Origin of the sequence: Rhodococcus sp. RDE2 (assembly GCF_020885655.1) — a bacterium.
In the GTDB taxonomy this organism is placed as follows: Bacteria; Actinomycetota; Actinomycetes; order Mycobacteriales; family Mycobacteriaceae; genus Rhodococcus; species Rhodococcus pyridinivorans.
This window is the reverse complement of record NZ_AP025186.1, coordinates 3,663,703-3,687,219: the sequence shown is the minus strand read 5'-3', so window position 1 is coordinate 3,687,219 and position 23,517 is coordinate 3,663,703. Positions and strand designations below refer to the sequence as shown.

26 protein-coding genes are annotated in these 23,517 nt (G+C 68.7%); 13 read left to right on the top strand and 13 right to left on the bottom strand.

From position 1 onward, the window contains the following. Positions 1-116 precede the first annotated feature (116 nt). From LPH33_RS17230 to LPH33_RS17215, 4 genes are all read left to right on the top strand, one after another. Positions 117-920 carry an exodeoxyribonuclease III gene (locus LPH33_RS17230; protein ID WP_088897653.1) on the top strand — a complete coding sequence of 268 codons (804 nt, stop codon included), beginning with the start codon at positions 117-119 and terminating at the stop codon, positions 918-920. Positions 921-995: 75 nt separating this feature from the next. After that, positions 996-2,036, top strand: coding sequence for a tryptophan--tRNA ligase (trpS, locus tag LPH33_RS17225; protein WP_026061260.1), 1,041 nt, complete (start codon positions 996-998; stop codon positions 2,034-2,036). Between the two features lie 16 nt (positions 2,037-2,052). Beyond that, positions 2,053-3,081 (top strand): YhjD/YihY/BrkB family envelope integrity protein, encoded by a 1,029-nt coding sequence (locus LPH33_RS17220; protein ID WP_145693340.1) that lies wholly within the window; start codon positions 2,053-2,055, stop codon positions 3,079-3,081. Between the two features lie 68 nt (positions 3,082-3,149). Next, a complete protein-coding gene (locus tag LPH33_RS17215) occupies positions 3,150-3,380 on the top strand; it encodes a LapA family protein (protein WP_229565229.1) in 231 nt (76 codons plus the stop codon). Positions 3,381-3,398: 18 nt separating this feature from the next. On the opposite strand, the gene LPH33_RS17210 is transcribed toward LPH33_RS17215, so the two are convergent. From LPH33_RS17210 to sdhC, 5 genes are all read right to left on the bottom strand, one after another. Continuing rightward, the gene (locus LPH33_RS17210) at positions 3,399-3,923 is read right to left on the bottom strand and encodes a winged helix-turn-helix transcriptional regulator (RefSeq protein ID WP_088897655.1); all 525 of its coding nucleotides are present in this window, start codon (positions 3,921-3,923) and stop codon (positions 3,399-3,401) included. Between the two features lie 312 nt (positions 3,924-4,235). Further along, positions 4,236-5,012, bottom strand: a complete 777-nt coding sequence (locus LPH33_RS17205) for a succinate dehydrogenase iron-sulfur subunit (protein WP_229565227.1) — start codon at positions 5,010-5,012, stop codon at positions 4,236-4,238. After that, entirely contained in the window at positions 5,012-6,763 is a 1,752-nt protein-coding gene (gene sdhA / locus LPH33_RS17200) for a succinate dehydrogenase flavoprotein subunit (RefSeq protein WP_016692833.1), read from the bottom strand. The genes LPH33_RS17205 and sdhA overlap by 1 nt, the downstream gene beginning before the upstream one ends. A 15-nt stretch (positions 6,764-6,778) precedes the next feature. After that, on the bottom strand, positions 6,779-7,219 hold the full coding sequence (locus LPH33_RS17195) for a succinate dehydrogenase hydrophobic membrane anchor subunit (protein ID WP_088897657.1): 441 nt from the start codon (positions 7,217-7,219) through the stop codon (positions 6,779-6,781). 1 nt (position 7,220) lies between these two features. Next, positions 7,221-7,628, bottom strand: coding sequence for a succinate dehydrogenase, cytochrome b556 subunit (gene sdhC / locus LPH33_RS17190; RefSeq protein WP_071935442.1), 408 nt, complete (start codon positions 7,626-7,628; stop codon positions 7,221-7,223). 254 nt (positions 7,629-7,882) lie between these two features. Here sdhC and LPH33_RS17185 point away from each other — a divergent pair, with 254 nt between their 5' ends. The 3 genes from LPH33_RS17185 to LPH33_RS17175 are packed head-to-tail and all read left to right on the top strand — an operon-like array spanning position 7,883 to position 10,720. Continuing rightward, positions 7,883-8,302, top strand: a complete 420-nt coding sequence (locus LPH33_RS17185; protein ID WP_088897658.1) for a cytidine deaminase — start codon at positions 7,883-7,885, stop codon at positions 8,300-8,302. After that, positions 8,244-9,578 carry a thymidine phosphorylase gene (locus tag LPH33_RS17180; protein WP_202399491.1) on the top strand — a complete coding sequence of 445 codons (1,335 nt, stop codon included), beginning with the start codon at positions 8,244-8,246 and terminating at the stop codon, positions 9,576-9,578. Before LPH33_RS17185 ends, LPH33_RS17180 begins: the two co-directional genes overlap by 59 nt. A gap of 56 nt (positions 9,579-9,634) precedes the next feature. Beyond that, positions 9,635-10,720: an adenosine deaminase gene (locus LPH33_RS17175; RefSeq protein ID WP_229565225.1), complete on the top strand. Its 1,086-nt coding sequence runs from the start codon at positions 9,635-9,637 to the stop codon at positions 10,718-10,720. Between the two features lie 245 nt (positions 10,721-10,965). On the opposite strand, the gene LPH33_RS17170 is transcribed toward LPH33_RS17175, so the two are convergent. The 5 genes from LPH33_RS17170 to LPH33_RS17150 are packed head-to-tail and all read right to left on the bottom strand — an operon-like array spanning position 10,966 to position 14,316. Beyond that, positions 10,966-12,210 (bottom strand): primosomal protein, encoded by a 1,245-nt coding sequence (locus LPH33_RS17170; protein WP_229565223.1) that lies wholly within the window; start codon positions 12,208-12,210, stop codon positions 10,966-10,968. Positions 12,211-12,270: 60 nt separating this feature from the next. Then, positions 12,271-12,618, bottom strand: coding sequence for a YbaB/EbfC family nucleoid-associated protein (locus LPH33_RS17165; RefSeq protein ID WP_088897662.1), 348 nt, complete (start codon positions 12,616-12,618; stop codon positions 12,271-12,273). Beyond that, entirely contained in the window at positions 12,615-12,929 is a 315-nt protein-coding gene (locus tag LPH33_RS17160; protein ID WP_088897663.1) for a hypothetical protein, read from the bottom strand. Before LPH33_RS17160 ends, LPH33_RS17165 begins: the two co-directional genes overlap by 4 nt. A 59-nt stretch (positions 12,930-12,988) precedes the next feature. Then, positions 12,989-13,984, bottom strand: coding sequence for a C40 family peptidase (locus LPH33_RS17155; RefSeq protein ID WP_088897664.1), 996 nt, complete (start codon positions 13,982-13,984; stop codon positions 12,989-12,991). After that, entirely contained in the window at positions 13,981-14,316 is a 336-nt protein-coding gene (locus LPH33_RS17150; protein ID WP_160874338.1) for a type VII secretion target, read from the bottom strand. The genes LPH33_RS17155 and LPH33_RS17150 overlap by 4 nt, the downstream gene beginning before the upstream one ends. Before the next feature lie 112 nt (positions 14,317-14,428). On the opposite strand from LPH33_RS17150, the gene upp reads away from it, so the two are divergent. Both upp and LPH33_RS17140 read left to right on the top strand, forming a co-directional pair. After that, positions 14,429-15,052 (top strand): uracil phosphoribosyltransferase, encoded by a 624-nt coding sequence (upp, locus tag LPH33_RS17145; protein WP_016692821.1) that lies wholly within the window; start codon positions 14,429-14,431, stop codon positions 15,050-15,052. 165 nt (positions 15,053-15,217) lie between these two features. Beyond that, positions 15,218-15,919 carry an MspA family porin gene (locus LPH33_RS17140; protein WP_202399490.1) on the top strand — a complete coding sequence of 234 codons (702 nt, stop codon included), beginning with the start codon at positions 15,218-15,220 and terminating at the stop codon, positions 15,917-15,919. Between the two features lie 36 nt (positions 15,920-15,955). On the opposite strand, the gene LPH33_RS17135 is transcribed toward LPH33_RS17140, so the two are convergent. Both LPH33_RS17135 and LPH33_RS17130 read right to left on the bottom strand, forming a co-directional pair. Then, on the bottom strand, positions 15,956-17,455 hold the full coding sequence (locus tag LPH33_RS17135) for a phospho-sugar mutase (protein ID WP_088897666.1): 1,500 nt from the start codon (positions 17,453-17,455) through the stop codon (positions 15,956-15,958). Continuing rightward, the gene (locus LPH33_RS17130) at positions 17,452-18,264 is read right to left on the bottom strand and encodes a purine-nucleoside phosphorylase (protein WP_088897667.1); all 813 of its coding nucleotides are present in this window, start codon (positions 18,262-18,264) and stop codon (positions 17,452-17,454) included. The genes LPH33_RS17135 and LPH33_RS17130 overlap by 4 nt, the downstream gene beginning before the upstream one ends. Before the next feature lie 66 nt (positions 18,265-18,330). Between LPH33_RS17130 and LPH33_RS17125 the strand changes: the two genes are divergently transcribed. From LPH33_RS17125 to LPH33_RS17115, 3 genes are all read left to right on the top strand, one after another. Continuing rightward, positions 18,331-19,029, top strand: coding sequence for an enoyl-CoA hydratase/isomerase family protein (locus LPH33_RS17125; protein WP_229565222.1), 699 nt, complete (start codon positions 18,331-18,333; stop codon positions 19,027-19,029). 79 nt (positions 19,030-19,108) lie between these two features. Further along, the gene (locus LPH33_RS17120; RefSeq protein WP_229565220.1) at positions 19,109-20,269 is read left to right on the top strand and encodes a M20 family metallopeptidase; all 1,161 of its coding nucleotides are present in this window, start codon (positions 19,109-19,111) and stop codon (positions 20,267-20,269) included. Beyond that, a complete protein-coding gene (locus LPH33_RS17115) occupies positions 20,266-21,432 on the top strand; it encodes a M20 family metallopeptidase (protein WP_016692815.1) in 1,167 nt (388 codons plus the stop codon). Before LPH33_RS17120 ends, LPH33_RS17115 begins: the two co-directional genes overlap by 4 nt. Here the strand turns inward: LPH33_RS17115 and LPH33_RS17110 are convergent. Next, positions 21,429-21,899 (bottom strand): gamma-glutamylcyclotransferase, encoded by a 471-nt coding sequence (locus tag LPH33_RS17110; RefSeq protein WP_016692814.1) that lies wholly within the window; start codon positions 21,897-21,899, stop codon positions 21,429-21,431. The two genes, LPH33_RS17115 and LPH33_RS17110, sit on opposite strands and share 4 nt — an antisense overlap. A gap of 212 nt (positions 21,900-22,111) precedes the next feature. Between LPH33_RS17110 and LPH33_RS17105 the strand changes: the two genes are divergently transcribed. Beyond that, entirely contained in the window at positions 22,112-23,509 is a 1,398-nt protein-coding gene (locus tag LPH33_RS17105) for an NAD(P)H-quinone dehydrogenase (RefSeq protein WP_016692813.1), read from the top strand. Positions 23,510-23,517 lie beyond the last annotated feature (8 nt).

Sequence of the window (23,517 nt, the reverse complement as noted above, 5' to 3'; positions counted from 1 at the left end):
AAATTGGTGAATGTGTTCCGTCTTGTGGAACTCGCGGTCGTGGGGTGAGCCACTCTCACGGCAGGCTCCTTCCACGGTGGAGCAGTGGCATCGCCGGCGTCGGCTACGGTGACCCGGTGCCTCTCGTGATCACCACCGTGAACGTCAACGGCGTGCGCGCAGCCGCAGCCAAGGGTCTCGTCGACTGGCTCGCCTCGTCGGCCGCCGACATCGTGTGCCTGCAGGAGGTGCGCGCCACCGAGAAGCAGTTCCACGCCGCCATCGCTCCGGCGCTCGAGGCCGGATGGCACTGCGTCGGCGCGGAGTCCTCGGCCAAGGGCCGTGCCGGGGTGGCGATCCTCTCGGGCGTACCGGCGGACGCCGTTCGCGTCGGATTCGACGTCGACGAGTTCGCGTCGGCCGGCCGCTACATCGAGGCCGACTTCGGCGACGTGACGGTGGGAAGCCTCTACTTGCCGACCGGTGAGGCGCAGACGCCGAAGCAGGACGAGAAGGAACACTTCATGAAGAGCTTCGCGACCTATCTCGCCGAGCGGTACGCCGCAGTGACGGCCGCAGGGCGCGACATGGTGGTGTGCGGCGACTGGAACATCGCCCCCACCGAGCGGGACATCAAGAACTGGAAGGGCAACGTCAAGAAGTCCGGCTTCCTGCCCGAGGAGCGCGCCTGGGTCGGCGACCTGCTCGACGCGGGCTGGCGCGATGTGGTGCGCGACCTCCACGGAGACGTCGCCGGTCCCTATTCGTGGTGGTCGTACCGCGGCAAGGCATTCGACACCGACGCAGGTTGGCGCATCGACTACCACCTCGTGACTCCGGGCCTGGCGGCCCGCGCGACCGAGGCCCGCGTCGAACGCGCCGCGAGCTACGACCAGCGCTGGTCCGACCATGCACCGGTGACGGTGGCCTTCGATCGCTGACCACTTCTGCGGATCGCCGCAGAAGTGCCCACCTCGGTCGCAGCGCGGCGTGGCCTGCGTGAAATCATCGACGGCATGTCGAGCACTGCAGAACAGAACGCCACGAAGCCGAAGGCCCGCCCCCGTGTGCTGTCCGGCATCCAGCCCACCTCGGATTCGTTCCACCTCGGGAACTTTCTCGGGGCGCTGGCGCAGTGGGTTCCGGCGCAGGACGAGAACGACGCCTTCTACTTCATCCCCGACCTGCACGCGATCACCGTTCCGCACGAGCCGAAGCTGCTGCGCAAGCGCGTGCTCGTCTCCGTGGCGCAGCTGCTCGCGATCGGTATCGATCCGGAGAAGTCCGTGCTGTTCGTGCAGAGCCAGGTGCCCGAGCACGCCGAGCTCGCCTGGGTCCTGAGCTGCATCACCGGTTTCGGTGAGGCCAGCCGGATGACGCAGTTCAAGGACAAGTCGGCCAAGCAGGGCACCGAGCACGCCGGCGTCGGCCTGTTCACCTATCCGATCCTCATGGCCGCCGACATCCTGCTCTACCGCGCGAGCCACGTGCCGGTGGGGGAGGACCAGCGTCAGCACCTCGAGCTGACGCGAGATCTCGCGCAGCGCTTCAACTCCCGCTTCGGCAAGACCTTCGTCGTCCCCGAGCCGACGATCGTGAAGGAGACCGCGAAGATCTACGACCTGCAGGATCCGACGTCGAAGATGAGCAAGTCCGCGGCGACCGACGCGGGCCTGATCAACCTGCTCGACGATCCGAAGGTCTCGGCGAAGAAGATCCGCTCCGCGGTGACCGACAACGAGCGTGAGATCCGTTTCGACCGCGAGAACAAGCCCGGAGTGTCGAACCTGCTCACCATCCAGTCGGCGCTGTCGGGTCGCAGCATCGACGAACTCGTCGCCGGCTATGAGGGCAAGGGCTACGGCGATCTGAAGGCCGACACCGCAGAGGTCCTCACCGAGTTCGTCACGCCGATCCGCACCAAGGTCGACGAGTACCTGGCCGACCCGGCCGAACTGAACCGCATTCTCGCGGGCGGCGCGGACCGCGCTCGTGAGGTCGCATCCCGCACCTTGGCGCAGGTCTATGACAAGGTGGGTTTCCTGCCGCGGACCTAGACGAAGGAGCACCCGGATGGCCGGCGAACCCGACGAGAAGCCGGGCTTTCTCGAGCGTCAACGCGCGGCCCATCCGGTGCTCGACCGCATCCTCCGGGCCGGGGTGCGGTACCAGGAGAACAAGGGCGACTACTACGCGGCCGGTCTGACCTACTTCACGGTGCTGGCGATCGTCCCGATCATCATGGTCGTGTTCTCCCTGGCCGGTTTCGTGCTCGCCGGGCGACCCGAACTGCTCGACCAGATCCGCCAGATCATCTCCGAGAACATTCCCGGTCAGCTCGGCGGCACCGTGCAGAGCCTGATCGACTCGGCGATCGAATCCCGCGGCGCGGTCGGCCTCATCGGTCTGCTCACCGCCTCGTATGCCGGTCTGGGCTGGATCACGAATCTCCGAGAAGCCCTCACCGCCATGTGGGAGCACCCGCGCGACAAGGGCAACTTCTTCGTGGTGAAGCTGCGCGACGGCGGCGCACTCCTCAGTCTCGGCCTCGCGATGACCGTGTCGTTGGGGCTCTCGGCGCTGAGCAGCGGGCCGATCGCGCGCAGGATCGTCGAGTTGCTCAACATGGAGAACCTCGTCGGTATCGGCGTGGGTCTGCGCGTTCTGGCGCTGGTGACGGCCACCGCCGCCACCGCTCTGGTGTTCACCTGGGTGATCGCTCGCCTGCCCCGCGAACCCGTTCCGTTCCGCAGCGCTCTCGTCGCGGGTCTGATCGCCGGGATCGGTTTCGAACTGCTCAAGCAGACGGGTTCGATCTACCTCGAACGTGTGCTCAACGGACCGGCCGGCGTCGCGTTCGGACCGATCCTCGGCATCCTCGTCTTCGGTAACCTCACGGCCCGCCTGGTGCTCTTCTGCACCGCGTTCGCGGCGACGTCCCGAGCGAGCCTCGCTCTCGCACACCATCCCGCGCCCTCGGGGGCGGTCATCACGCCCCGCCTCGAGGTGCACGAGGGTCTCGATGCGCGCCGCGGTGCTGCGCTCCTCGGTGCGGGTGTGGTCGGTGGACTCCTTGCCGGACTGCGATTCCGGAGGAAATGAACGAACTCCCGGGGTGAAAACCCGGTTCGGGGGTGCCGATCGTGCCGCGGACGGGCGACGATGGAGTCGTGGCAAAACAGACGCGATCCGTCGCGCCCCGACGCTCGTTCCGGGTGACTCCGCGCAGAGTGCTCGCGGCCGTCCTGGTCCTGCTCGCCGCGCTGTTCGTCCTCCAGAACCGCAACAGTACGAGCATCGACCTCTTCTGGATCTCGCTGCAGGCACCGCTGTGGCTGGTGCTCGTCGTCATCTTCGCGGTCGGGTGGGTCGCGGGCTTTCTGTTTGAACGCGGACGCTGATCCGATCCCGCTTCCGGCTCACCCGCGCGCGGAGTCCTGTTCCATCGACCGGCGGGCCTGTTCCTCGGTGAAGTTCGGGACGATACGCAGTTCGTCGAGCGCGACCCGCCGTCCCGATTCGGTGCGCAGTTCGACCCGCACGGGTTCGCCGGTCCGGTCGTCGGCCAGGGCGAGCGGGGCGCCTCGTTCGCCCTGCAGATACATGTCCCCCCACTGCATCAGCGCGACGACGGCCGGCAGCAGATCGCGTCCCTTGTCGGTGAGCACGTATTCGTACCGGGTGCGCTGCCCGGGTTCCTTGTAGGGCCGCCGCTCCAGCAATCCCTCGGCGGTCAGTTCGCGCAGACGTGTCGCCGCCACCGCCTCGGTGATCCCGACGCGCTGCGCGAAGTGGTCGAACCGGGTGGTGCCGTAATAGGCCTCCCGCAGCAGCAGGATCGCCGAGCGGGTTCCGACCACGTCCATGGCCTTGCCGATGGAGCACTGGGTGGGTCGCCACGCGTCCCGGTCCGAGAGGAATCCGTCCAGCCGTGCAGCCTCCATGGGATCCACTCTACTACTGACTTGTGTAATCCATAGTCAGGATGCACACTCCTGACTATGGAAAACAGGAGTCAGCTCGTCGTCGGGCTCCTCCTCCGTCCCAGGAGTTGCGCTCATGACAACGACCCTCGCCCCGTTCCCCGTCCGCTTCGACGAGACCGAATTGTTCACGGCCGACGGCGAACTCGCCGCCCAGGCGCGCCAGCTCCGCCGGATCCTCGAGTGAATACAGCCGAGTGGGGCACAGGGGAGTGGGCACAGACGACAGCAGGCCCGTCCCCGAAGGGACGGACCTGCTGTCGTGCGAGGTGATCAGCGAGCGAACATGAGCGCGCGCTTGACCTCCTGGATCGCCTTCGTCACCTGGATGCCACGGGGGCACGCGTCGGTGCAGTTGAAGGTGGTGCGGCAGCGCCACACGCCTTCCTTGTCGTTGAGGATGTCCAGACGCTCGGAGACACCCTCGTCACGCGAATCGAAGATGAACCGGTGCGCGTTGACGATCGCGGCGGGGCCGAAGTAGCTGCCGTCGCTCCAGTACACCGGGCACGAGGTGGTGCAGCACGCGCACAGGATGCACTTGGTGGTGTCGTCGAACCGGGCACGGTCGGCCTGCGACTGGATACGCTCGCGGGTCGGCTCGTTGCCGGAGGCGATGAGGAACGGCTTCACGGCGCGGTAGGCGTCGAAGAAGGGCTCCATGTCGACGACGAGGTCCTTCTCGACCGGAAGGCCACGGATCGGCTCGATCGTGATCGTGACGTCCTTGCCGTTCTTGTCCAGCATGTCCTTCATGAGGATCTTGCAGGCGAGACGGTTGACGCCGTTGACACGCATCGCGTCCGAGCCGCACACGCCGTGGGCGCAGCTGCGGCGGAAGGTGAGCGTGCCGTCGAGGTAACCCTTGACGTAGCCCAACAGGTTGAGCAGACGGTCGGACGGCAGTGCCGGCACCTGGAACGAATCCCAGTGCTGACCCTTGTCGTCCTCCGGGTTGAACCGGGCGATCTTGAGGGTGACCATCGTCGCGCCCTCGGGCACGGGTGGCAGTGTCGACGCGCCCGTGTCGGTCTTCTCGATGGTTGTCATCAGTACTTACGCTCCATGGGCTCGTACCGGGTCTGGACCACCGGCTTGTAGTCCAGGCGAATGTCGGAGATCAGTTCCTCGCCCACCTTGTACGCCATGGTGTGCTTGAGGAAGTTCTCGTCGTCGCGCTTCGGGAAGTCCTCGCGGGCGTGCCCGCCACGCGATTCCTTGCGGTTCAGCGCACCGACGACGGTGACCTCGGCCATCTCCAGGAGGAAGCCGAGCTCCAGCGCCTCGAGCAGGTCGCTGTTGTAGCGCTTGCCCTTGTCGTGGACCGTGATCTCCTTGTAGCGCTTCTTCAGCTCGTGGATGTCGTTGAGCGCCTGCGTCAACGTCTCCTCGGTGCGGAACACCGACGCGTTGTTGTCCATCGTCTGCTGCAGCTCGGTACGGATGTCGGCCACCCGCTCCTTGCCGCCCTGGTGCAGGATCAGATCGAGCCAGTCGTCGACGTACTTCGTCGGCTGCTCCGGCATCTCGACGTGCTTCGTGCTGTTGGCGTACTCCGCGGCGGCGATGCCGGCGCGACGACCGAAGACGTTGATGTCGAGCAGCGAGTTGGTGCCGAGACGGTTGGCGCCGTGGACGGACACGCACGCGCACTCGCCGGCCGCATACAGGCCGGGCACGACGTTCTCGTTGTCGCGGAGGACCTCGCCGTCGACGTTGGTCGGGATACCGCCCATGACGTAGTGGCAGGTCGGGAACACCGGCACGAGTTCGGTGACGGGATCGACACCGAGGTAGGTGCGGGAGAACTCGGTGATGTCGGGGAGCTTCTCCTCGAGGACGTCCTCGCCGAGGTGGGTCACGTCGATGTAGACGTAGTCCTTGTTCGGTCCGGCGCCGCGACCCTCGAGCACCTCGAGCACCATCGAGCGGGCGACGATGTCGCGGGGCGCGAGGTCCTTGATGGTGGGGGCGTAGCGCTCCATGAACCGCTCGCCGTCGGCGTTGCGGAGGATGCCGCCCTCACCGCGCACGGCCTCCGAGATGAGGATGCCGAGACCGGCCAGGCCCGTCGGGTGGAACTGGTGGAACTCCATGTCCTCGAGCGGCAGGCCCTTGCGGAAGATGATGCCGAGGCCGTCACCGGTGAGGGTGTGGGCGTTCGACGTCGTCTTGTACATACGGCCCGAGCCACCCGTCGCGAAGACGATGGCCTTGGCGTGGAAGACGTGGATCTCGCCGGTCGCGAGCTCGTACGCGATGACACCCGTCGCGACGGGACCGTTCTCGGTCTCGGTGAGGGTGATGTCGAGCGCGTAGAACTCGTTGAAGAATTCGACGTCGTGCTTGACGCAGTTCTGGTACAGCGTCTGCAGAATCATGTGGCCGGTGCGGTCGGCGGCGTAGCACGCGCGACGGACCGGGGCCTTACCGTGGTCGCGGGTGTGACCACCGAAGCGACGCTGGTCGATCTTGCCCTCGGGCGTCCGGTTGAACGGAAGACCCATCTTCTCGAGGTCGAGAACGGCGTCGATGGCCTCCTTGGCCATGATCTCCGCAGCGTCCTGGTCGACCAGGTAGTCGCCACCCTTGACGGTGTCGAAGGTGTGCCACTCCCAGTTGTCCTCTTCGACGTTCGCGAGGGCGGCGCACATGCCACCCTGAGCGGCGCCGGTGTGGCTGCGGGTGGGGTAGAGCTTCGTGAGCACTGCGGTGCGCGCACGCGGGCCGGCTTCGATGGCCGCACGCATGCCGGCGCCGCCGGCGCCGACGATGACTACGTCGTAACGATGTTCCTGCATGAAGGGTCGGCTCCCCTAGCTCGCCGGGATGTTCGGGTCGAAGGTGAAGATCACGTAGGTGCCCAGGCCCATGATCAGGATCATCGACACGACGAGGATCGTGTTGAGCCAGAACCGGGTGGAGTCCTTACGTGCGTAGTCCGCGATGACGGTGCGCAGACCGTTACCGCCGTGGAGCTGTGCGAGCCACAGCATCGACAGGTCCCAGACCTGCCAGAACGGGCTGGACCAGCGGCCTGCGACGAACGCGAAGTTGATGCGGTGCACGCCGTCATCGAGCATCAGCATGATGAAGAGGTGACCGAGGACCAGGATGATCAGGGCCAGGCCGGACAGGCGCATGAACAACCAGGCGTAGAGCTCGAAGTTGTTCTTCGCGGCACGCCGCGGCGTGCGCGGGTTGTCGAGGCCGGCGGGCCGGTCGTATTCCTTACCCAGAGTCTTCGCTTCGGTCATGTCAGTGCCCCGCAAACGTGTTGAAGAGGATGCGAACGGCCGCGGGGATCATCACCACGAACCAGATCGCGAGGATCGTCCAGAGCATCACGCGCTGGTACTTCGGGCCCTTCGACCAGAAGTCCACGAGCATGACCCGCAGGCCGTTGAGTGCGTGGTACAGGACCATCGCGACCAGGCCGAGCTCCATGAGGCCGACGATCGGGTTCTTGTACGTATCGATCACCGCGTCGTAGGTCTCGGGGTTGACCCGGACGAGTGCGGTGTCGAGGACGTGGACGAAAAGGAAGAAGAATGTCGCCACGCCCGTGATCCGGTGCAATACCCAGGACCACATGCCGGGGTCTCCCCGGTAAAGCGACCGTGTGCGCCCCGCCTTTGCGGGGGCGGCTTCAGTCGTGCTGCTCATCGAGTGCTGTGCCTCCAACGTCAATGGTGGACGCGTCGAGCTGCTCCTACCTGTGGGGGATTCCGCAGTACGGGCCCGACGTGAACCTGAACCGACTTGGATCGACTCTAGACCCATCCCAAACTCGGGAACTAATCTCCGCCCCCATTCGTACAGGGCTCCAAATGCGAAGTTAGGTTTGCCTTTCCAACTGTGATCTGGCGCGGTGGGGGTCGCCTACCGTCGCCCACGCCACCGTGACAGGATGATGAACCATGCCGGACATCGACTGGAAAATGTTGCGCGCCAAAGCACATGAGGTGATGGGTCGAGCCTACGCCCCCTACTCCGGGTTCCCGGTGGGGGCCGCCGGCCTCACCGTCGACGGTCGGATGGTCCTCGGGTGCAATGTGGAAAATGTCTCACACGGACTGGGTCTGTGTGCCGAATGTGTACTCGTCGGTAACTTGTTCGCCCAGGGTGGAGGCCGCCTCCGGGCCGTCGCCGTCTGCGACTCCCGAGGCCACGTCCTGACCCCGTGCGGCCGGTGCCGGCAGGTGCTTCTCGAACACGGCGGCCCCGATCTCGAGGTCGACGCGCAGGGCGGCCCGCGTCGTCTCTCCGAGCTCCTCCCCGATGCGTTCGGCCCCGACGATCTGGCGGCCGTGCGGGAGAACGAGGACCGCCGTGCCTGACATCGTCACCGTCATCCGCCGCAAGCGCGACGGCCACGAACTCTCCGGCGCCGAGATCGACTGGGTCATCGAAGCGTTCACCCACGGGATCGTCTCCGACGCCCAGATGTCGGCCCTGGCGATGGCGGTCTGGTTCCGTGGCATGAGCCGGGCCGAGACGGCACGCTGGACCACCGCCATGATCGACTCCGGTCGTCGCCTCGATTTCTCCGCGCTCGGCCTGCGCACCGTCGACAAACACTCGACAGGCGGTGTGGGGGACAAGATCACCCTGCCGCTCGCCCCGCTCGTCGCGGCGTGCGGCGTCGCCGTCCCGCAGCTGTCGGGCCGCGGTCTCGGTCACACCGGCGGCACCCTGGACAAGCTCGAGGCGATCCCCGGCTGGAAGGCCGATCTGACCACCGCGGAGATCGCCGAGATCCTCAGCGACCCGGCCGTCGGTGCGGTCGTGTGCGCGGCGAGCGCCGATCTCGCCCCCGCCGACCGCAAGCTCTACGCGCTGCGCGACGTCACCGGAACCGTCGAATCGATCCCGCTCATCGCCAGCTCGATCATGAGCAAGAAGATCGCCGAGGGCACCGGAGCCCTCGTCCTCGATGTGAAGGTCGGCAGCGGTGCCTTCATGAAGGAACTCGGCGAGGCCCGCGAACTGGCACGCACCATGGTCGAGCTCGGCACCGACGAAGGGCTGCCCACGACGGCCCTGCTCACCCGCATGGACAGCCCGCTCGGGCGTACGGCGGGCAACGCGCTCGAGGTCCGGGAGTCCGTCGAGGTGCTCGCCGGCGGCGGACCCGACGACGTCGTCGAGCTGACCCTGGCCCTGGCCCGCGAGATGCTCGAGGCCGCCGGTGTCGACGACGTCGACCCCGCCGACCGGCTGCGCGACGGCACCGCGATGGACCGGTGGAACGCGATGATCGCCGCCCAGGGTGGCGACCCCACAGCGCCGTTGCCGGTCGCGACCCACATCGAGACCTTCCACGCCGACGCGGACGGGGTGCTCTCCGAGCTCGACGCGTACGCGGTGGGCATCGCCGCGTGGCGTCTCGGAGCCGGCCGCGAACGGCAGGGTCAGGACGTCCAGCCCGGGGCCGGTATCGAACTGCACGCGGTCCTCGGCGATCGCGTCCGCGCGGGACAACCGATCGCGACGCTGCACACCGACACCCCGGGACGTATCCTCGACGCGCTCGCCGCCCTCCGCGGCGGTGTCCGCATCTCCGACACGGCCCCCGACCGGCAGCCGCTCGTCATCGAACGGATCCGGGCGTAGGGTCCCGGCGGCCGGAGACCGAGCGGAACCGGCCGCCGCCGACTACCGTCCCGATCATGAACGGCCGTCTGACTCCCGAACTCGTTCGCACCGCACCCAAAGTGGTTCTCCACGACCACCTGGACGGCGGCCTCCGTCCCCGGACGGTCCTCGAACTCGCGGACGCGTGCGGGTGGTCGTTGCCCGCGGACACCGAAGCGGATCTCGCCCGGTGGTTCCGCGAATCCGCCGACAGTGGGTCGCTCGAGCGCTATCTCGAGACTTTCGAGCACACCGTCGCCGTGATGCAGACGGCAGAAGGGCTCGAACGGGTCGCACGCGAATGCGTCCTCGACCTCGCCGACGACGGCGTGGTGTACGCCGAGGTGCGCTTCGCACCCGAGCAGCACCTGGAGAAAGGTCTGTCGCTGGACGAGGTCGTCGAGCACGTCCTCGAAGGTTTCCGCGCCGGGGAATCCGAGGTGGCGGCGGGAGGTCGACGTATCCGGGTGCGCTGCCTGCTCACCGCGATGCGGCACGCGGCGCGTTCGTTGGAGATCGCCGAACTCGCCGTGCGCTTCCGGGACCGCGGCGTGGCAGGTTTCGACATCGCCGGCGCCGAAGCGGGCAACCCGCCGAGCCGTCATCTCGACGCCTTCGAGTACACCCGCGCGGCCAACGCACACTTCACGATCCACGCCGGCGAGGCGTTCGGGCTCCCGTCCATCCACGAAGCGGTCGCCTTCTGCGGCACCGACAGGCTCGGCCACGGCGTACGCATCGTCGACGACATCGAAGTGCACGACGACGGAACCGCCACTCTGGGCCGGCTCGCCAACTACATCCGCGACAAGCGCATCCCGCTCGAACTGTGCCCGTCGTCGAACGTGCAGACCGGCGCGGTGCGCACCCTCGCCGAGCATCCCGTCGACCTGCTGGCCCGCCTGCGCTTCCGCGTCACCGTCAACACCGACAACCGGTTGATGAGCGACACCACGATGACGCAGGAGATGGTGCGGCTCGTCGAGACCTTCGACTACGGCTGGGTCGACCTCGAACGGTTCACGATCAACGCGATGAAGTCGGCCTTCCTCCCGTTCGACCAGCGGCTGGACCTGATCGACGACGTCATCAAACCTGGCTACGCCGTCCTCGTCGGGTAGAGACCGCGACCCGCAGATACCTCTATGGGGCGCGGAGCGGGAAATGGTCATCGGAGCGCGCTCCAACGCGCTCTTGTGACCACTTCGCGCGCCGGAGTGCCCGAGTCGACCCGCGTCAGTGCCGACCCGACGCGACCCGCGTCAGTGCCGACCCGACGCGACCCGCGTCAGTGCCGACCCGACGCGACCCGCGTCAGTGCCGACCCGACGCGACCCACGTCAGTACCGACCCGACGCGACCCGCGTCAGTGCCGGCGCAGTCGTGCCTCGAACTCGCGCTCGAGTTCGCGCCAGGCGAGGGACTCGGTGTCGAACGGCGGCTTGGGTGCCGTGCGTCCCGAATCGGGTTCGATCACGTGGTTGACGAACCAGCCGAGTTCCGTGGACGCGGCGAGCGCGGCCTCCGTCGAGTCGTCGTCCGCGAAGTTCGCTGCGTCGACGAACAACTCGACCGCGAGTTCGAGCTGATCGGGATCGACGGCCGCGACACCTCCGGCGATGTCGTCGGCGATGCCGGTGAGCACGTAGACGTTGTCGTCGGTGACCGTCACGTCGAGCGATCCGTCGACGGCCGCGAGCTGGATCTCCGTGTACGGCTCGAGCGTCGCGAGGTCGTGGTCGTGGTTGTCGGCGAGGTGGCGGGCCAGCGCGCGCTCGGACGGGAAGACGTCGATCGTGCCGTCGTGGCCGAGGAAGACGGCGTCGTCGTTCACGTAGCACCGCAGCGAGTACCAGGTGCCGGCGGTCGTGATGATCCGGATGGGATCGATGCCGACCCGGGTCCAGAACTCGTAGCCGTCGTCCTCTTCGTCGTCGTCACCGTCGATGAACTCGTACTCGTCGTCGTCGTCGACGTCCTCGACCGTGTCGTCCGCCTCGACCTCGTTCTCGTCGACCGCGACGAGCTCGGATTCGATCTCGGCGACCACTGCGGCGTCGACGTCGGGAGTGGAGATCACGGCATCGAGCGCGTCGATCACGCCGTCCCAGTCCTGCGCGACCGCGGTGCCGACGCGATTCCACAGGTCGAGGCCCTCACGCGTGCGGAAGGCCGAGACACCGTGCTGCAGCAGGAGGTCGATCTCCTCGCGTTCGAAGAACTTCGACACGACGTCGAGATCGCAGACGTCGCCGAGGATGCTCACGATGTCGAAGGTGTCCTGCAGCTCGGACACCGAGACGGGATCCGGGTCGTCGGCCACGAGCTCGGGTACGCCGACGAGGTCGTAGGTGTGCGGCTCGTCGGGCTCGAACTCCGAGGCCGCGAGCTTGGACACGATCGGCCATGCCTCGTGCTCGACGAGGTCGTTGTCGGCACCCGAACGCACGAACGCGACGAGCTCGGGGACCGACGGGAAGGCGTACAGATCGTCGCCGTGGCCGAGGAATGCCTCCCACTCGTCGTCGCCTTCGCGCCAGCGCGGCGCCCAGAGCGTCACGAGGTTGCCGTCGGTGAGACCGAGCTCGATCGGGACGATGTCTCCAGCCATGGCGCGAAGCCTAGCCATGTCGGCGCCGAGAATATAGCCGGGGGCGGCTCGCTATCGGTTTCATCGCGTTACCGGACGGTCGCCGACGGTGACCGGACCGTCGTCGCTCGCGGAGAGGGCCCCGCGGAGCTCGTCCATCGCGGAGACACGCGCGGCAGCGGCCTGCCGCGCGGCCTCGTGCACGGTCGCGAGGATCACCGTGGCCAATTCGCGGGTGTCGGTGCCGCCGATCGGCTCGGCCAGCTCGAGTCCTTCGAGCGCTCCCGAACCGTCCACGCGGGCGGTCACCCGTCCGTCGGGACTGCTCGCGGTGCCCCGCACCGCACCGAGCCGCTCCACCGTGCGTTCGAGCGCATCGAGCCGGACATGGGCCCGATCGACGATCGCCTCCACCATCCGTTCGCTCATCGGACGAGACCTCCTCGACGATCGGTCGGTCCGTCCGCCAGGTCGGCACGGGACGGCAGCCGCATCCGGTCGAGGATCTCGCGGGGGACACCTTCGGCGGCGAGGCGTTCGCCGCGGACCACCGCGGCCTCGAGGGCGGCCTGCCGGTTCAGGGCGAGGATCTGATCGGCCAGTTGCCGTGCTCCGTAACGTAACTCGCGGGGGTCGATGCGAAGGTCCACCGGCAGTCCACCGTCCGTCGTCCGCACCGAGATCGTCCCGGCCCGGTTGTGGGCGGTGGCCGTGATCGGTTCCGTCGTCGTGCTGTCCATATCGGGTTGGACGCAGCGCGAGTCCGGCCGGTTCCCCTCCGGTGCGGAATTCTCCGGAATCAACCGGCGGTCGGTCGGTAGACGCCGTGGAAGGCCATTGCGCCGTTGGTGGTGCGCATCGGCGACACGGAGACGGGGTCCCCCGCCTCGACCATGAGGCCGTTGCCCACCACCATCGCCACGTGCCCGTCCCACACGACGAGGTCTCCGGGCAGGGCGGCCGCAGGATCTACCCGTGTGCCGACGTCCTGTTCCTGGGCCAACCGCGGCAGTTCGACGCCGGCCTGCGCGTAGGCGTACTGCGTCAGCCCGCTGCAGTCGAGCCCGGAGCCCGGACTCGTGCCGCCCCACACGTACGGGGTGCCCTGCTGGGCGAGGGCGTGACGCACCGCTGCCGCCGCGGTCTCGTTCGGTGCCCGGCTGACGCTGCCGTCCGGGAGTCGCACCTCCACGCCCGCTAAGAACCCTCCACCGAAGGTGCGCAGCGTGCGTGGCTCGTCACCGGTCGGGTCGGTGCCGCGGTGGTCGCCGGAGCCGATCGGGGGAGCGGAGGGCTCGGGTGGGAGGAGCGCGGACGCCCGATCGGTCAGCTCCGCGAGGGTTCCGGTCACCCGTGTCAGCACGTCCAGCCCGGCGACGAGGTGGTCGATCGCCACCGCGAGGAGTGCGAGCTGACCCTGCGGAAGCGACGTCACGGGTGCGGCCTGGTCGGCGAAGGTGACGAACGAGTCGACGAGACGAGCGATCTCGGCCGCACCGGTGACCACCGTGACGGTTGCTTCGAGCGCGATCCCGGCCAGTGCCGACCCGCGATCGGCCGCCGCGAGGACGTCGGTGAGCACCTGCTCGGCACTCGCGATCGCCTGCGAGGCGGCCGGGCCGCCCCAGGCCCAGGCGAGTTCGGCGACGGCGTCGCGCCCGGCCGCGTGTACCTCCTCGGCCCACTGTGCACCGATGCGCACCATCTCACCCGGATCCACGCCGGGTGGCGCCGCGGTGCCGAACGCGTCGAGCAGGCCGGTCAGCGGTGCGACGAGCGCATCGGCCGGGATCACAGTGACTCCGCGACGGAGTCGAGTCGTGCGGCGGTGTCGTCGGTGGTGCGCTCGTAGGCGGCCGCGGAGGCCTTCGCGGCGTCTCCCATCCCGCCGAGCAGGTCGCCGAGCCGGCCGAGATCGCGCACGTGGGCGGTGTGGGTGGCGGTGAGCGCGGCGAGCAGGGATGCTCCGATCGGGCCCAGTGCGGCGCTCAGCGCCGAGGGGTCGCCGTGCCGTGTCCGGTCGGCGGCCTCGTGCAGGCGCGCGGCCAGTTCGGCGGCGTCGTCGCCGAACCTGCCGACGGCGCTCGTGTCGATCCGTATCGCGTCCCTACCGGAGTACTCGGTCACCTCGTCGCCTCTCGCGTCGTCGCTGTGGGATTCGGCACCTTCGGGCGGTTCCGTCCCTGTCGGGTTCGACGCACCCGACTGTCGATCGGTTCCGTCGTTCTATCCTTCGGACATGGATTCGCTCGTCGTCGACCACCCGCTCGCTGCTTCGCTCCTGACCATCCTTCGCGACGAACGCAGCGACAACGCTGCTTTCCGGCACGCGTTGAGGCGGCTCACCCAGATGCTCGTCTACGAGGCGGTGCGCGATGCGCCCACCGCGACGTTCGACGTGAAGACGCCGGTCGCGGTGACGACGGGAGTGCGGTTGCAGCAGCCTCCGCTGCTCGTCCCGGTCCTTCGCGCCGGCCTGGGCATGGTCGAACAGGCCCACGCCCTGATTCCCCAGGCGCAGGTCGGTTTCGTCGGTCTCGCTCGCGACGAGAAGACCTTCGAGCCGGTGCCCTATCTGGAGTCGCTGCCGGAGGACCTGTCGGGTCTTCCCGTCTTCGTGCTCGACCCGATGCTCGCCACCGGTGGGTCGATGGTGCACACCCTCGACATCCTCGCCCAGCGCGGTGCCACGGACATCACCGCGATCTGTGTCGTTGCGGCGCCGCAGGGCGTCGAGGCCCTTGCTGCCTCGGGTCATCCGGTCCGGTTGGTCACGGCGTCGGTCGACGAAGGTCTCAACGAGAACAAGTACATCGTGCCGGGTCTCGGTGACGCGGGGGACAGGCAGTTCGGACCGCGGTAGATCGCGCATCGCGTGTTACTCGTGTGACTGGCGGTACGGATGTGACATCCGACCGCAGTCATCTCGTTATCGAAAAACAACCCGCAGGTCTCGATTTCTTCTTACGCTCGGTGTGCTCCGTGTGAAGTCCACTGCGTAGGTACAGCCAGAGATGGGGTCGGCGGAATGGCAAGAATCTTCTCCCGCAAACTGATTCGTGGAAGTGTCGGAGCGGCTTCGGTGGGCGCGGTCGCCGTCCTCGCCGCCGTGACGAGTCACGGCACGGCTGCGGCCGCTGTCGACAACTCGCGCATCCTCCCGCTGGACGGAGGGCACGCGATCGAAGTGATCCAGGCCGACACCTCGACACAGTCGGTGCCGCCGCTCGACAGCTCACCGCTGAGTGTCGAGTTCTTCCACGACGAGGTTGCGACCGTTCGGATCACCGGTCCGAACGCAGCGAACTTCGCCGGGACGGCGGTGGAGGTCGGTTTCCAGGTCGGCTACCCGGTCGCACTGCCGGGTGCGACGGTCACCGTCATCACCCCGAGTCTGTCGTGGGGCGTGGAGAACGGTGCGGCCATCGGCCTCTCGCTCGACAACGAAGGTGGGGCCTCGCTCGATCTCGGCTTGGAGTCGGGTGGTTCGCTCAGTGGCGACATCATCCCGTCCCAGGAGATCGAGATCCCGCTCGAACCGGGCGGCATCACATCCGTCCCGATCGTCGAGGACTTCGAGTTCGACGGCAGCTCGACGACCATCCGGATCGCCGGCGTGCACGGTTCGGTCTCGGGAGCCATCGGACCGGTGATGATCCGTCCGTACCTGAAGGCGGTCACCGCCGACCGGAACACCGTCGTCACCTACGGTGTGCCGCAGCAGGTCTGATCGAATCGGCTCCTGACCCGGTCGAGTCCGGCCGGGTCAGGAGCTCTCGTCACCGAGCGAGGCCGCCCATCCGCGCAGGGCGTCGAGTGTCGCCTCCGCGGTCGGGCGGTCTCGCTCCGTGACCACCTCCAGATAGACCTTGAGCTTCGGCTCGGTGCCCGACGGTCGCACCACCACGCGTACCGTCGTTCCGTCCGGGGCGTCCGCGCGACTGACGAAGACGAGCGCATCGGTGCTCATCGGTCCCGGACTTCCGGCGAGATCGGTCGCGGTCACATCCAGACCCGCAAGGGTCGTCGGCGGATCCGCACGCAACCGCGTCATCACGGCGCCGATGCGCTGCAGGTCGTCGACGCGGATCGACACCTGATCGCCGACATGGACACCGAGTTCGCGATGCAGGTCGTCGAGTGCGTCGAGCAAGGTCCGGCCCGATTGCTTCAGGTCCGCGGCGTAGTCGGCGACCACCACGGCGGTCGCGATGCCGTCCTTGTCGCGTACAGCGTCCGGATCGACGCAGTGCCCGATCGCCTCCTCGTACGCGTAGACGAGGCCGTCACCGGCGCGGGCGAGCCACTTGAAGCCCGTGAGCGTCTGCGCATAGCGCGCGCCGCGTGCGGCCGCGAGTCGTCCCAGCATGGTCGACGAGACGATGGTGGTCGCGACCAGCGAGCCGGGCGGCGACGACGCGAGGATCCGGTCGCCGAGCAGGACCCCGGTCTCGTCGCCGCGCAACATCGTCCACCCCTGCGGGCCCGGGACACCCACTGCGCAACGGTCGGCATCGGGATCGAGCGCCAGCGCGATGTCGGCGTCGACCTCGGACGCCAGCGTGAGCAGAGCATCGGTCGCGCCCGGTTCCTCGGGGTTGGGGAAGGCGACGGTGGGAAACGCCGGGTCGGGTGCGAACTGGGACGCCACGACGTGGATGTCGTCGAATCCCGCGGCGCGCAGGGCCGCGACCGCCGTCTCGCCGCCGACACCGTGCAGTGCCGTCAGGGCGATACGCACCCCTCGGTGCGGTGAACGGGGGAGCGACGCGACCCGGGCCAGATAGCGGTCGACGAGGTCGTCCCCCGACGGCGCGACCGGCATCCGGGGCACGTCCGCGGCGGCACCGACGGCGTCGATCGCCGCTTCGATCTCCCGATCGGCGGGTGCGGCCAGCTGCGCTCCGTCGGCGAGATAGACCTTGTACCCGTTGTCGGCCGCGGGATTGTGCGACGCCGTGATCTGCACGCCCGCAACGGCGCCCAGCGCCCGCACCGCGAAGGCGGTCACCGGCGTGGGGAGGGGCTCTCCGAGGGCGACGACGTCGAAGCCGGCCGCGGCGAGAACCTCCGCGGCGGCGGTGTGGAATTCCGCCGAGCCCGTACGAGCGTCGCGGCCGACGACGACGGTGCCGTCGCCCTGCCCGTTCGCCCCGAGCCACGCCGCGAGTCCGGCGGTGGTGCGGACGACGACGGGCACGTTCATGCAGTCCGGTCCGTCGCCGACCGGGCCGCGCAGACCCGCGGTGCCGAATCGCAGCGTCACAGCCGGGCCGCCAGATCGCGCAGGAGATCGCCCATCCGGGTCGCGGCCGCGCGTCCGGCGGCGAGCACCTCGGTGTGGTCGAGGGGAGCACCGGTGATGCCGGCCGCGGCGTTGGTCACCAGCGAGACCGCGAGCACCCGCGCGCCGGCCGCGCGCGCCGCGATGGTCTCGTGGACCGTGGACATGCCGACGAGATCGGCGCCGAGGGTGCGCAGCATCCGGATCTCCGCCGGTGTCTCGTAGTGCGGCCCGGGCAGACCGGCGTAGACCCCTTCGCGCAACGACGGATCGATCTCGCGGGCGAGCGCGCGCAGCTCCGGTGAGTAGGCGTCGACGAGGTCGACGAACTGGGCACCTACCAGCGGCGAGCGACCGGTGAGATTGAGGTGGTCCGAGATGAGAACCGGCTGCCCCACGGAGAACTCGGGATCGATGCCGCCCGCCGCATTGGTGAGGACGACGGTGCGGGCACCCGCTGCGACCGCCGTGCGCACGGGATGGACGACGCGGGCGAGATCGTGCCCCTCGTAGGCGTGGACGCGGCCGGCGAGGACGAGGACGGCGTTGTCACCGGCGCGCACCGAGTGGATGTTCCCGGCGTGCCCTGCTGCCGTCGGTGGTGCGAAGCCGGGCAGCTCGCTCATCGGGATCGTGGCGACGGGGATCCCGAAACTTTCGACCGCGGCCCGCCAGCCGGACCCGAGGACGACGGCGACGGAGTGTTCGGCGACCCCCGTCCGTTCGGCGAGAGCGGCGGCTGCGGCGTCGGCGGCCGCTGCGGGGTCGAAGACGTGATCGGGTTCTCCCATGGCATCGGACCCTAATCGCTCACAGCATGTTACTCGCGGGTAAGTAGGCGCGGTATGCTCACGCGCATGCCTTACCTCGAACGTGACGGCGACGTCTTCGTCCTGCATCTCGGTGACCGCGATGTGGAGGTCTCCGAGAACCGGTTCCACCCCGACCGCCTCGTCGCGATCCACTCCCTCCTCGACGAGGTGGAGGCGCACGACGGGCCCGCAGCTCTTGTGACCGCGGCGACCGGCAAGTTCTGGAGCAACGGACTCGACATCGACTGGGTCGGCGCGAACCTGCCGGATCTGCCCGGCTATCTGGACTCCGTCCACGACCTCTACCTGCGGCTGCTCACCTTCCCCGCGGCGACGGTCGCGGCCGTGCAAGGACACGCCTTCGGTGCCGGCGCGATGCTCGCGCTCGTGCACGACTTCCGGGTGATGCGCGCCGATCGAGGCTACTGGTGCCTGCCCGAGGTGCAGCTGAACATGCCGTTCACCGTCGGAATGTCCGCGCTGATCCGTTCCCGTCTGCCGATCCAGACGGCGGTCGAAGCCATCACCACCGGTCGTCGCTACGGCGGTGAGGACGCCGTGACCGCGGGCATCGCCGAGCAGGCCGTCACCGGTGACGACGTGCTCGCCGCGGCGGTCGAGCGGGCCGCGGCGCTCACCGCCACCCGCGGACCGAATCTGTCGGGCATCAAGCGCGGTCTGCACGCACCGCTGATCTCGGCGCTGGAGATCCGGACCGACGCGTCGAACTTCCGGCTGGGCTGATCGCCCCCGCCGCGAAGTCGACGAACCGGTCGCACGCGCCGATCGATCGGGGCGCGGTGAGCATGACAGACTGGACCCCGTGACGACCGACTACGCCACGGCGATCGAGGCTGCTTCCGACACCCTCGTCGGCCTGTCGCATTCCATCCACGCCGAACCGGAACTCGCGTTCGAGGAACACCGGAGCGCCGCGAAGATCGTCGAGGTGCTGCGCGCCCACGATTTCGAGGTCACCACCGGCATCGCCGACCTGCCCACCGCCTTCGACGCGCGGTTCGGCAGCGGCGAACTCGTCCTCGCGTTCTGCGCCGAGTACGACGCGCTGCCCGGCATCGGGCACGCGTGCGGCCACAACATCATCGGGGCGTCGGCCGTGGGTGCCGGGATCGGCCTCGCCGCGCTCGCCGACGAACTCGACGTGACCGTCCGCGTCATCGGAACCCCCGCGGAGGAGACCGGCGGCGGCAAGGTCCTCATGCTCGAACGCGGCGTCTTCGACGGCGTCGGTGCAGCGATGATGGTGCACCCCGGCCCGTTCGACATCACCGGGGCGACCTCGCTCGCCCTCGCCGACATCGCCGTCGAGTACGACGGCCGCGAGGCGCACGCCTCCGCGGCCCCCGAATACGGGCTCAACGCCGCCGACGCGGCGACCGTCGCCCAGGTCGCGGTCGGACTGCTGCGGCAGCACCTGCATCCCGGGCAACAGATCCACGGGATCGTCGCGCAGGGCGGGACGGCCCCGAACATCGTGCCCAGCCACACCGAACTGCTGTACTACCTGCGGGCCGGGACGAGCGAACTCCTCGACGACCTCGTCGAACGCGCACGCAACTGCTTCGCCGCCGGGGCGCTGGCCACCGGATGCAACCACCGGATCCGGACGGTCTCGCCGACCTATACCGAACTCACTCCCGACCCGTGGCTGGTGCAGGCATATCGTGAGGAGATCATCGATCTCGGGCGCCGACCGCTGCCCGTCGAGGAGGAAGGAGCGCGCCCCCTGGGCAGTACCGACATGGGAAACGTGACGAACGTGGTGCCGGGAATCCATCCGGTCATCGGACTCGACTCCGGTGTCGCGGTGACACATCAGGCCGCATTCGCGGCCGCGTGCGTCACCGAGTCCGCCGATCGGGCAGTACTCGACGGAGCGCGTGCGCTCGCAGCGACCGCCGTACGCGCGGCGACAGACCCGGTCCACCGGGCACGGCTCCTCGAACAGGTCGGCCGCCGATGAACCCGTACGTCGAGAAGTGGTTGGACCGCCACACCGAGGACCTCTCGCTCTGGCGCCGTCACATCCATGCGAATCCCGAGCTCGCCCGGCAGGAGTACGCCACCACCGAGTTCGTCGCGAAGCACCTGCGCGCGGCCGGGCTGGACCCGAAGGTCCTGCCTCGCGGCACCGGCCTGATCTGCGATCTCGGCCCCGCCGACGGACCGCGCATCGCCCTGCGGGCCGACATGGACGCCCTGCCGATGCAGGAGGCCACCGGCCTGCCGTTCGAATCGACCGTCCCCGGCGTCTCGCACGCGTGCGGACACGACGCCCACACCACCGTCGTCCTCGGCGCGGGCCTGGCCCTCGCTTCGATGCCCGAACTCCCGACCGGTGTCCGGCTGGTCTTCCAGCCCGCCGAGGAGGTCATGCCCGGCGGAGCGCTCGACGTCGTCGCGGCGGGCGGGCTCGACGGGGTCTCGCGGATCTTCGCGCTGCACTGCGACCCGCGTCTCGAGGCGGGCAAGGTCGGTATGCGGGTCGGGGCGATCACCTCGGCCGCAGACACCGTCGAACTCGTCCTCGACTCACCCGGCGGGCACACCTCCCGGCCGCACCTGACCGGCGATCTCGTCTACGGCCTCGGTGCCGTCATCACGGGTCTTCCCGGCATGCTCAGCCGCCGCATCGACCCGCGGACCGGCACCGTGATGGTGTGGGGTGCGGTCAGCGCCGGCAAGGCACCGAACGCGATCCCGCGCACCGGCATGCTCGCGGGCACCGTGCGCACCGGCGACCACGAGACCTGGGAACTGCTCGAACCGATGGTCCGCGAGATCGTTCACGGTCTGCTCGCGCCGACCGGCGTCAGCTACGAACTGAACTACCGCCGCGGCGTCCCGCCGGTGGTCAACGACGAGGCGTCGGCGCGCATGTTCGAGGACGCGATCCGCGCGACCGGCCCCGACGCCCTCGCGGACACCCCGCAATCCGGTGGGGGAGAAGACTTCTCGTGGTATCTCGAACACGTCCCCGGCGCCATGGGACGGCTCGGGGTGTGGCCGGGGGTCGGGCCCGAACTCGACATCCACCAGCCCACCTTCGATCTCGACGAGCGGGCGCTCGCCGTGGGTGTGCGGGTGATGACGAATCTGGCGCTCGGCGCGAGCCGAGAGCGCTAGAAGCTGTCGGGCCGTCCCGGTCCGACGTTGCGGCTGTTGCGGGTCCGCAGATCCCGAACGTAGTCGGCGGGCGCTCCGGCGATCTCGGCCGCGTCGGCCATCACACCCAGATAGCGTGCCGACGGCAGGCCGCCCTCGTATCCGTCGACGACGTACAGCCACGCGAGGACCGGGCCGTCGGCCGTGTCGACGCGCACGCGGATCTTGCGGTGGAAACCGAGTTCGGCTCCCTCCCAGCGGTCGAGACTGCGCTCGTCGTCCTCCGGCACGTCGTAGAGCACGACGAACACCTTGGAATCGGGATCCTCGACGACCGTCGCGAGGGCACCCTCCCAGCCGATGTCGGCGCCGGCGAAGGTCAGTCGCCAACCGTGCAACCACCCGGTTCCCGCCATCGGCGAATGCGGGCAGCGCGTCAGCATCTGCTCCGGATGCATGTTGGACCCGTAGGCGGCGTAGATCGGCACGAGGATAAGGCTAACCCGTCGTCCACCGGAGTCGTCGGAGGGGCGGCGCAGGGACAGGCGAGGAGTGTCGGAGGACTCCGGCGGGCCGGGTCCACCGGTCCCTGTGCGCGAGGTGGGGGCATTGGCATAGCGTTAAGGCCGACGTGTGTGCCCACCAGGCGCCCACGTGCAGCCCGACCCGGCACCCTTCGGAATCGATACAGAGGAGAACAATGACCCGGATCGTCATCATCGGCGGCGGCCCCGCAGGATACGAGGCGGCGCTGGTGGCATCCCAGTACGGCGCGACGGTGTCACTGATCGATTCGGACGGGATCGGTGGCGCCTGCGTGCTCTTCGACTGCGTCCCCTCCAAGACGTTCATCGCCTCGACCGGCGTGCGCACCGACATGCGCCGCGCCGCCGACCTGGGCATCGAACTCGAACGCGCCGAGGTGTCGCTGCCGCAGGTCCACAGCCGTGTGAAGAGCCTGGCCCGCGCGCAGTCCGCCGACATCCGCACCAAGCTCGAGGCCGCGGGGGTGAAGCTGTACTCCGGTTACGGCGAACTCGTCGACACGCAGCCCGGCATGGCCGCCCACCAGGTGCGCGCCAAGCTGCTGACCGGTGAGGAGAAGGTGCTCGACGCCGACGTCGTGCTGATCGCGACCGGCGCGAGCCCGCGCATCCTGCCTGGTGCTGAGCCGGACGGGGAGCGGATCCTCACCTGGCGTCAGCTCTACGACCTCGAGAAGCTGCCCGAGCACCTCGTCGTTGTGGGTTCGGGTGTCACCGGTGCCGAGTTCGTCTCCGCCTACACCGAGGTCGGCGTGCAGGTCACCGTCGTCTCGAGCCGCGACCGGATCCTGCCGCACGAGGACGAGGACGCGGCCCTCGTGCTCGAGGACGTCCTCACCGAGCGTGGTGTGACCCTCGTCAAGCACGCTCGCGCCGACCGGGTCGAACGCACGGAGGACGGCGTCCGCGTGCTCCTCGCCGACGGCCGGATCGTCGAGGGCAGCCACGTGCTGATGACCGTCGGCTCGGTACCCAACACCCGCAATCTCGGTCTCGACAAGGTCGGACTCGAACTCGACCGGGGCGGTTACCTTCCCGTCGACCGGGTCTCCCGCACCGCCGTCCCCGGCATCTACGCCGCGGGTGACTGCACCGGACTGCTGCCGCTAGCGTCGGTCGCGGCCATGCAGGGCCGCATCGCGATCTACCACGCGCTCGGTGAGGGTGTCAGCCCTATCAAGCTGAAAACCGTTGCCGCCGCGGTGTTCACGCGACCCGAGATCGCCGCCGTCGGTGTCAGTCAGGCGACGATCGACAAGGGTGAGGTGCCCGCCCGCACCGTCATGCTCCCGCTCAACACCAACCCGCGCGCCAAGATGTCCGGCCTGCGGCGCGGTTTCGTGAAGATCTTCTGCCGCCCGGCGACCGGTGTGGTCATCGGCGGTGTGGTCGTCGCCCCGACCGCGTCCGAGCTCATCCTTCCCATCGCGCTGGCGGTGCAGAACAACCTGTCGGTCAACGACCTGGCGCAGACCTTCTCGGTCTACCCGTCGCTGAGCGGATCGGTCACCGAGGCCGCCCGCCAGCTGATGCGCCACGACGATCTGGACTAGACGTCGGA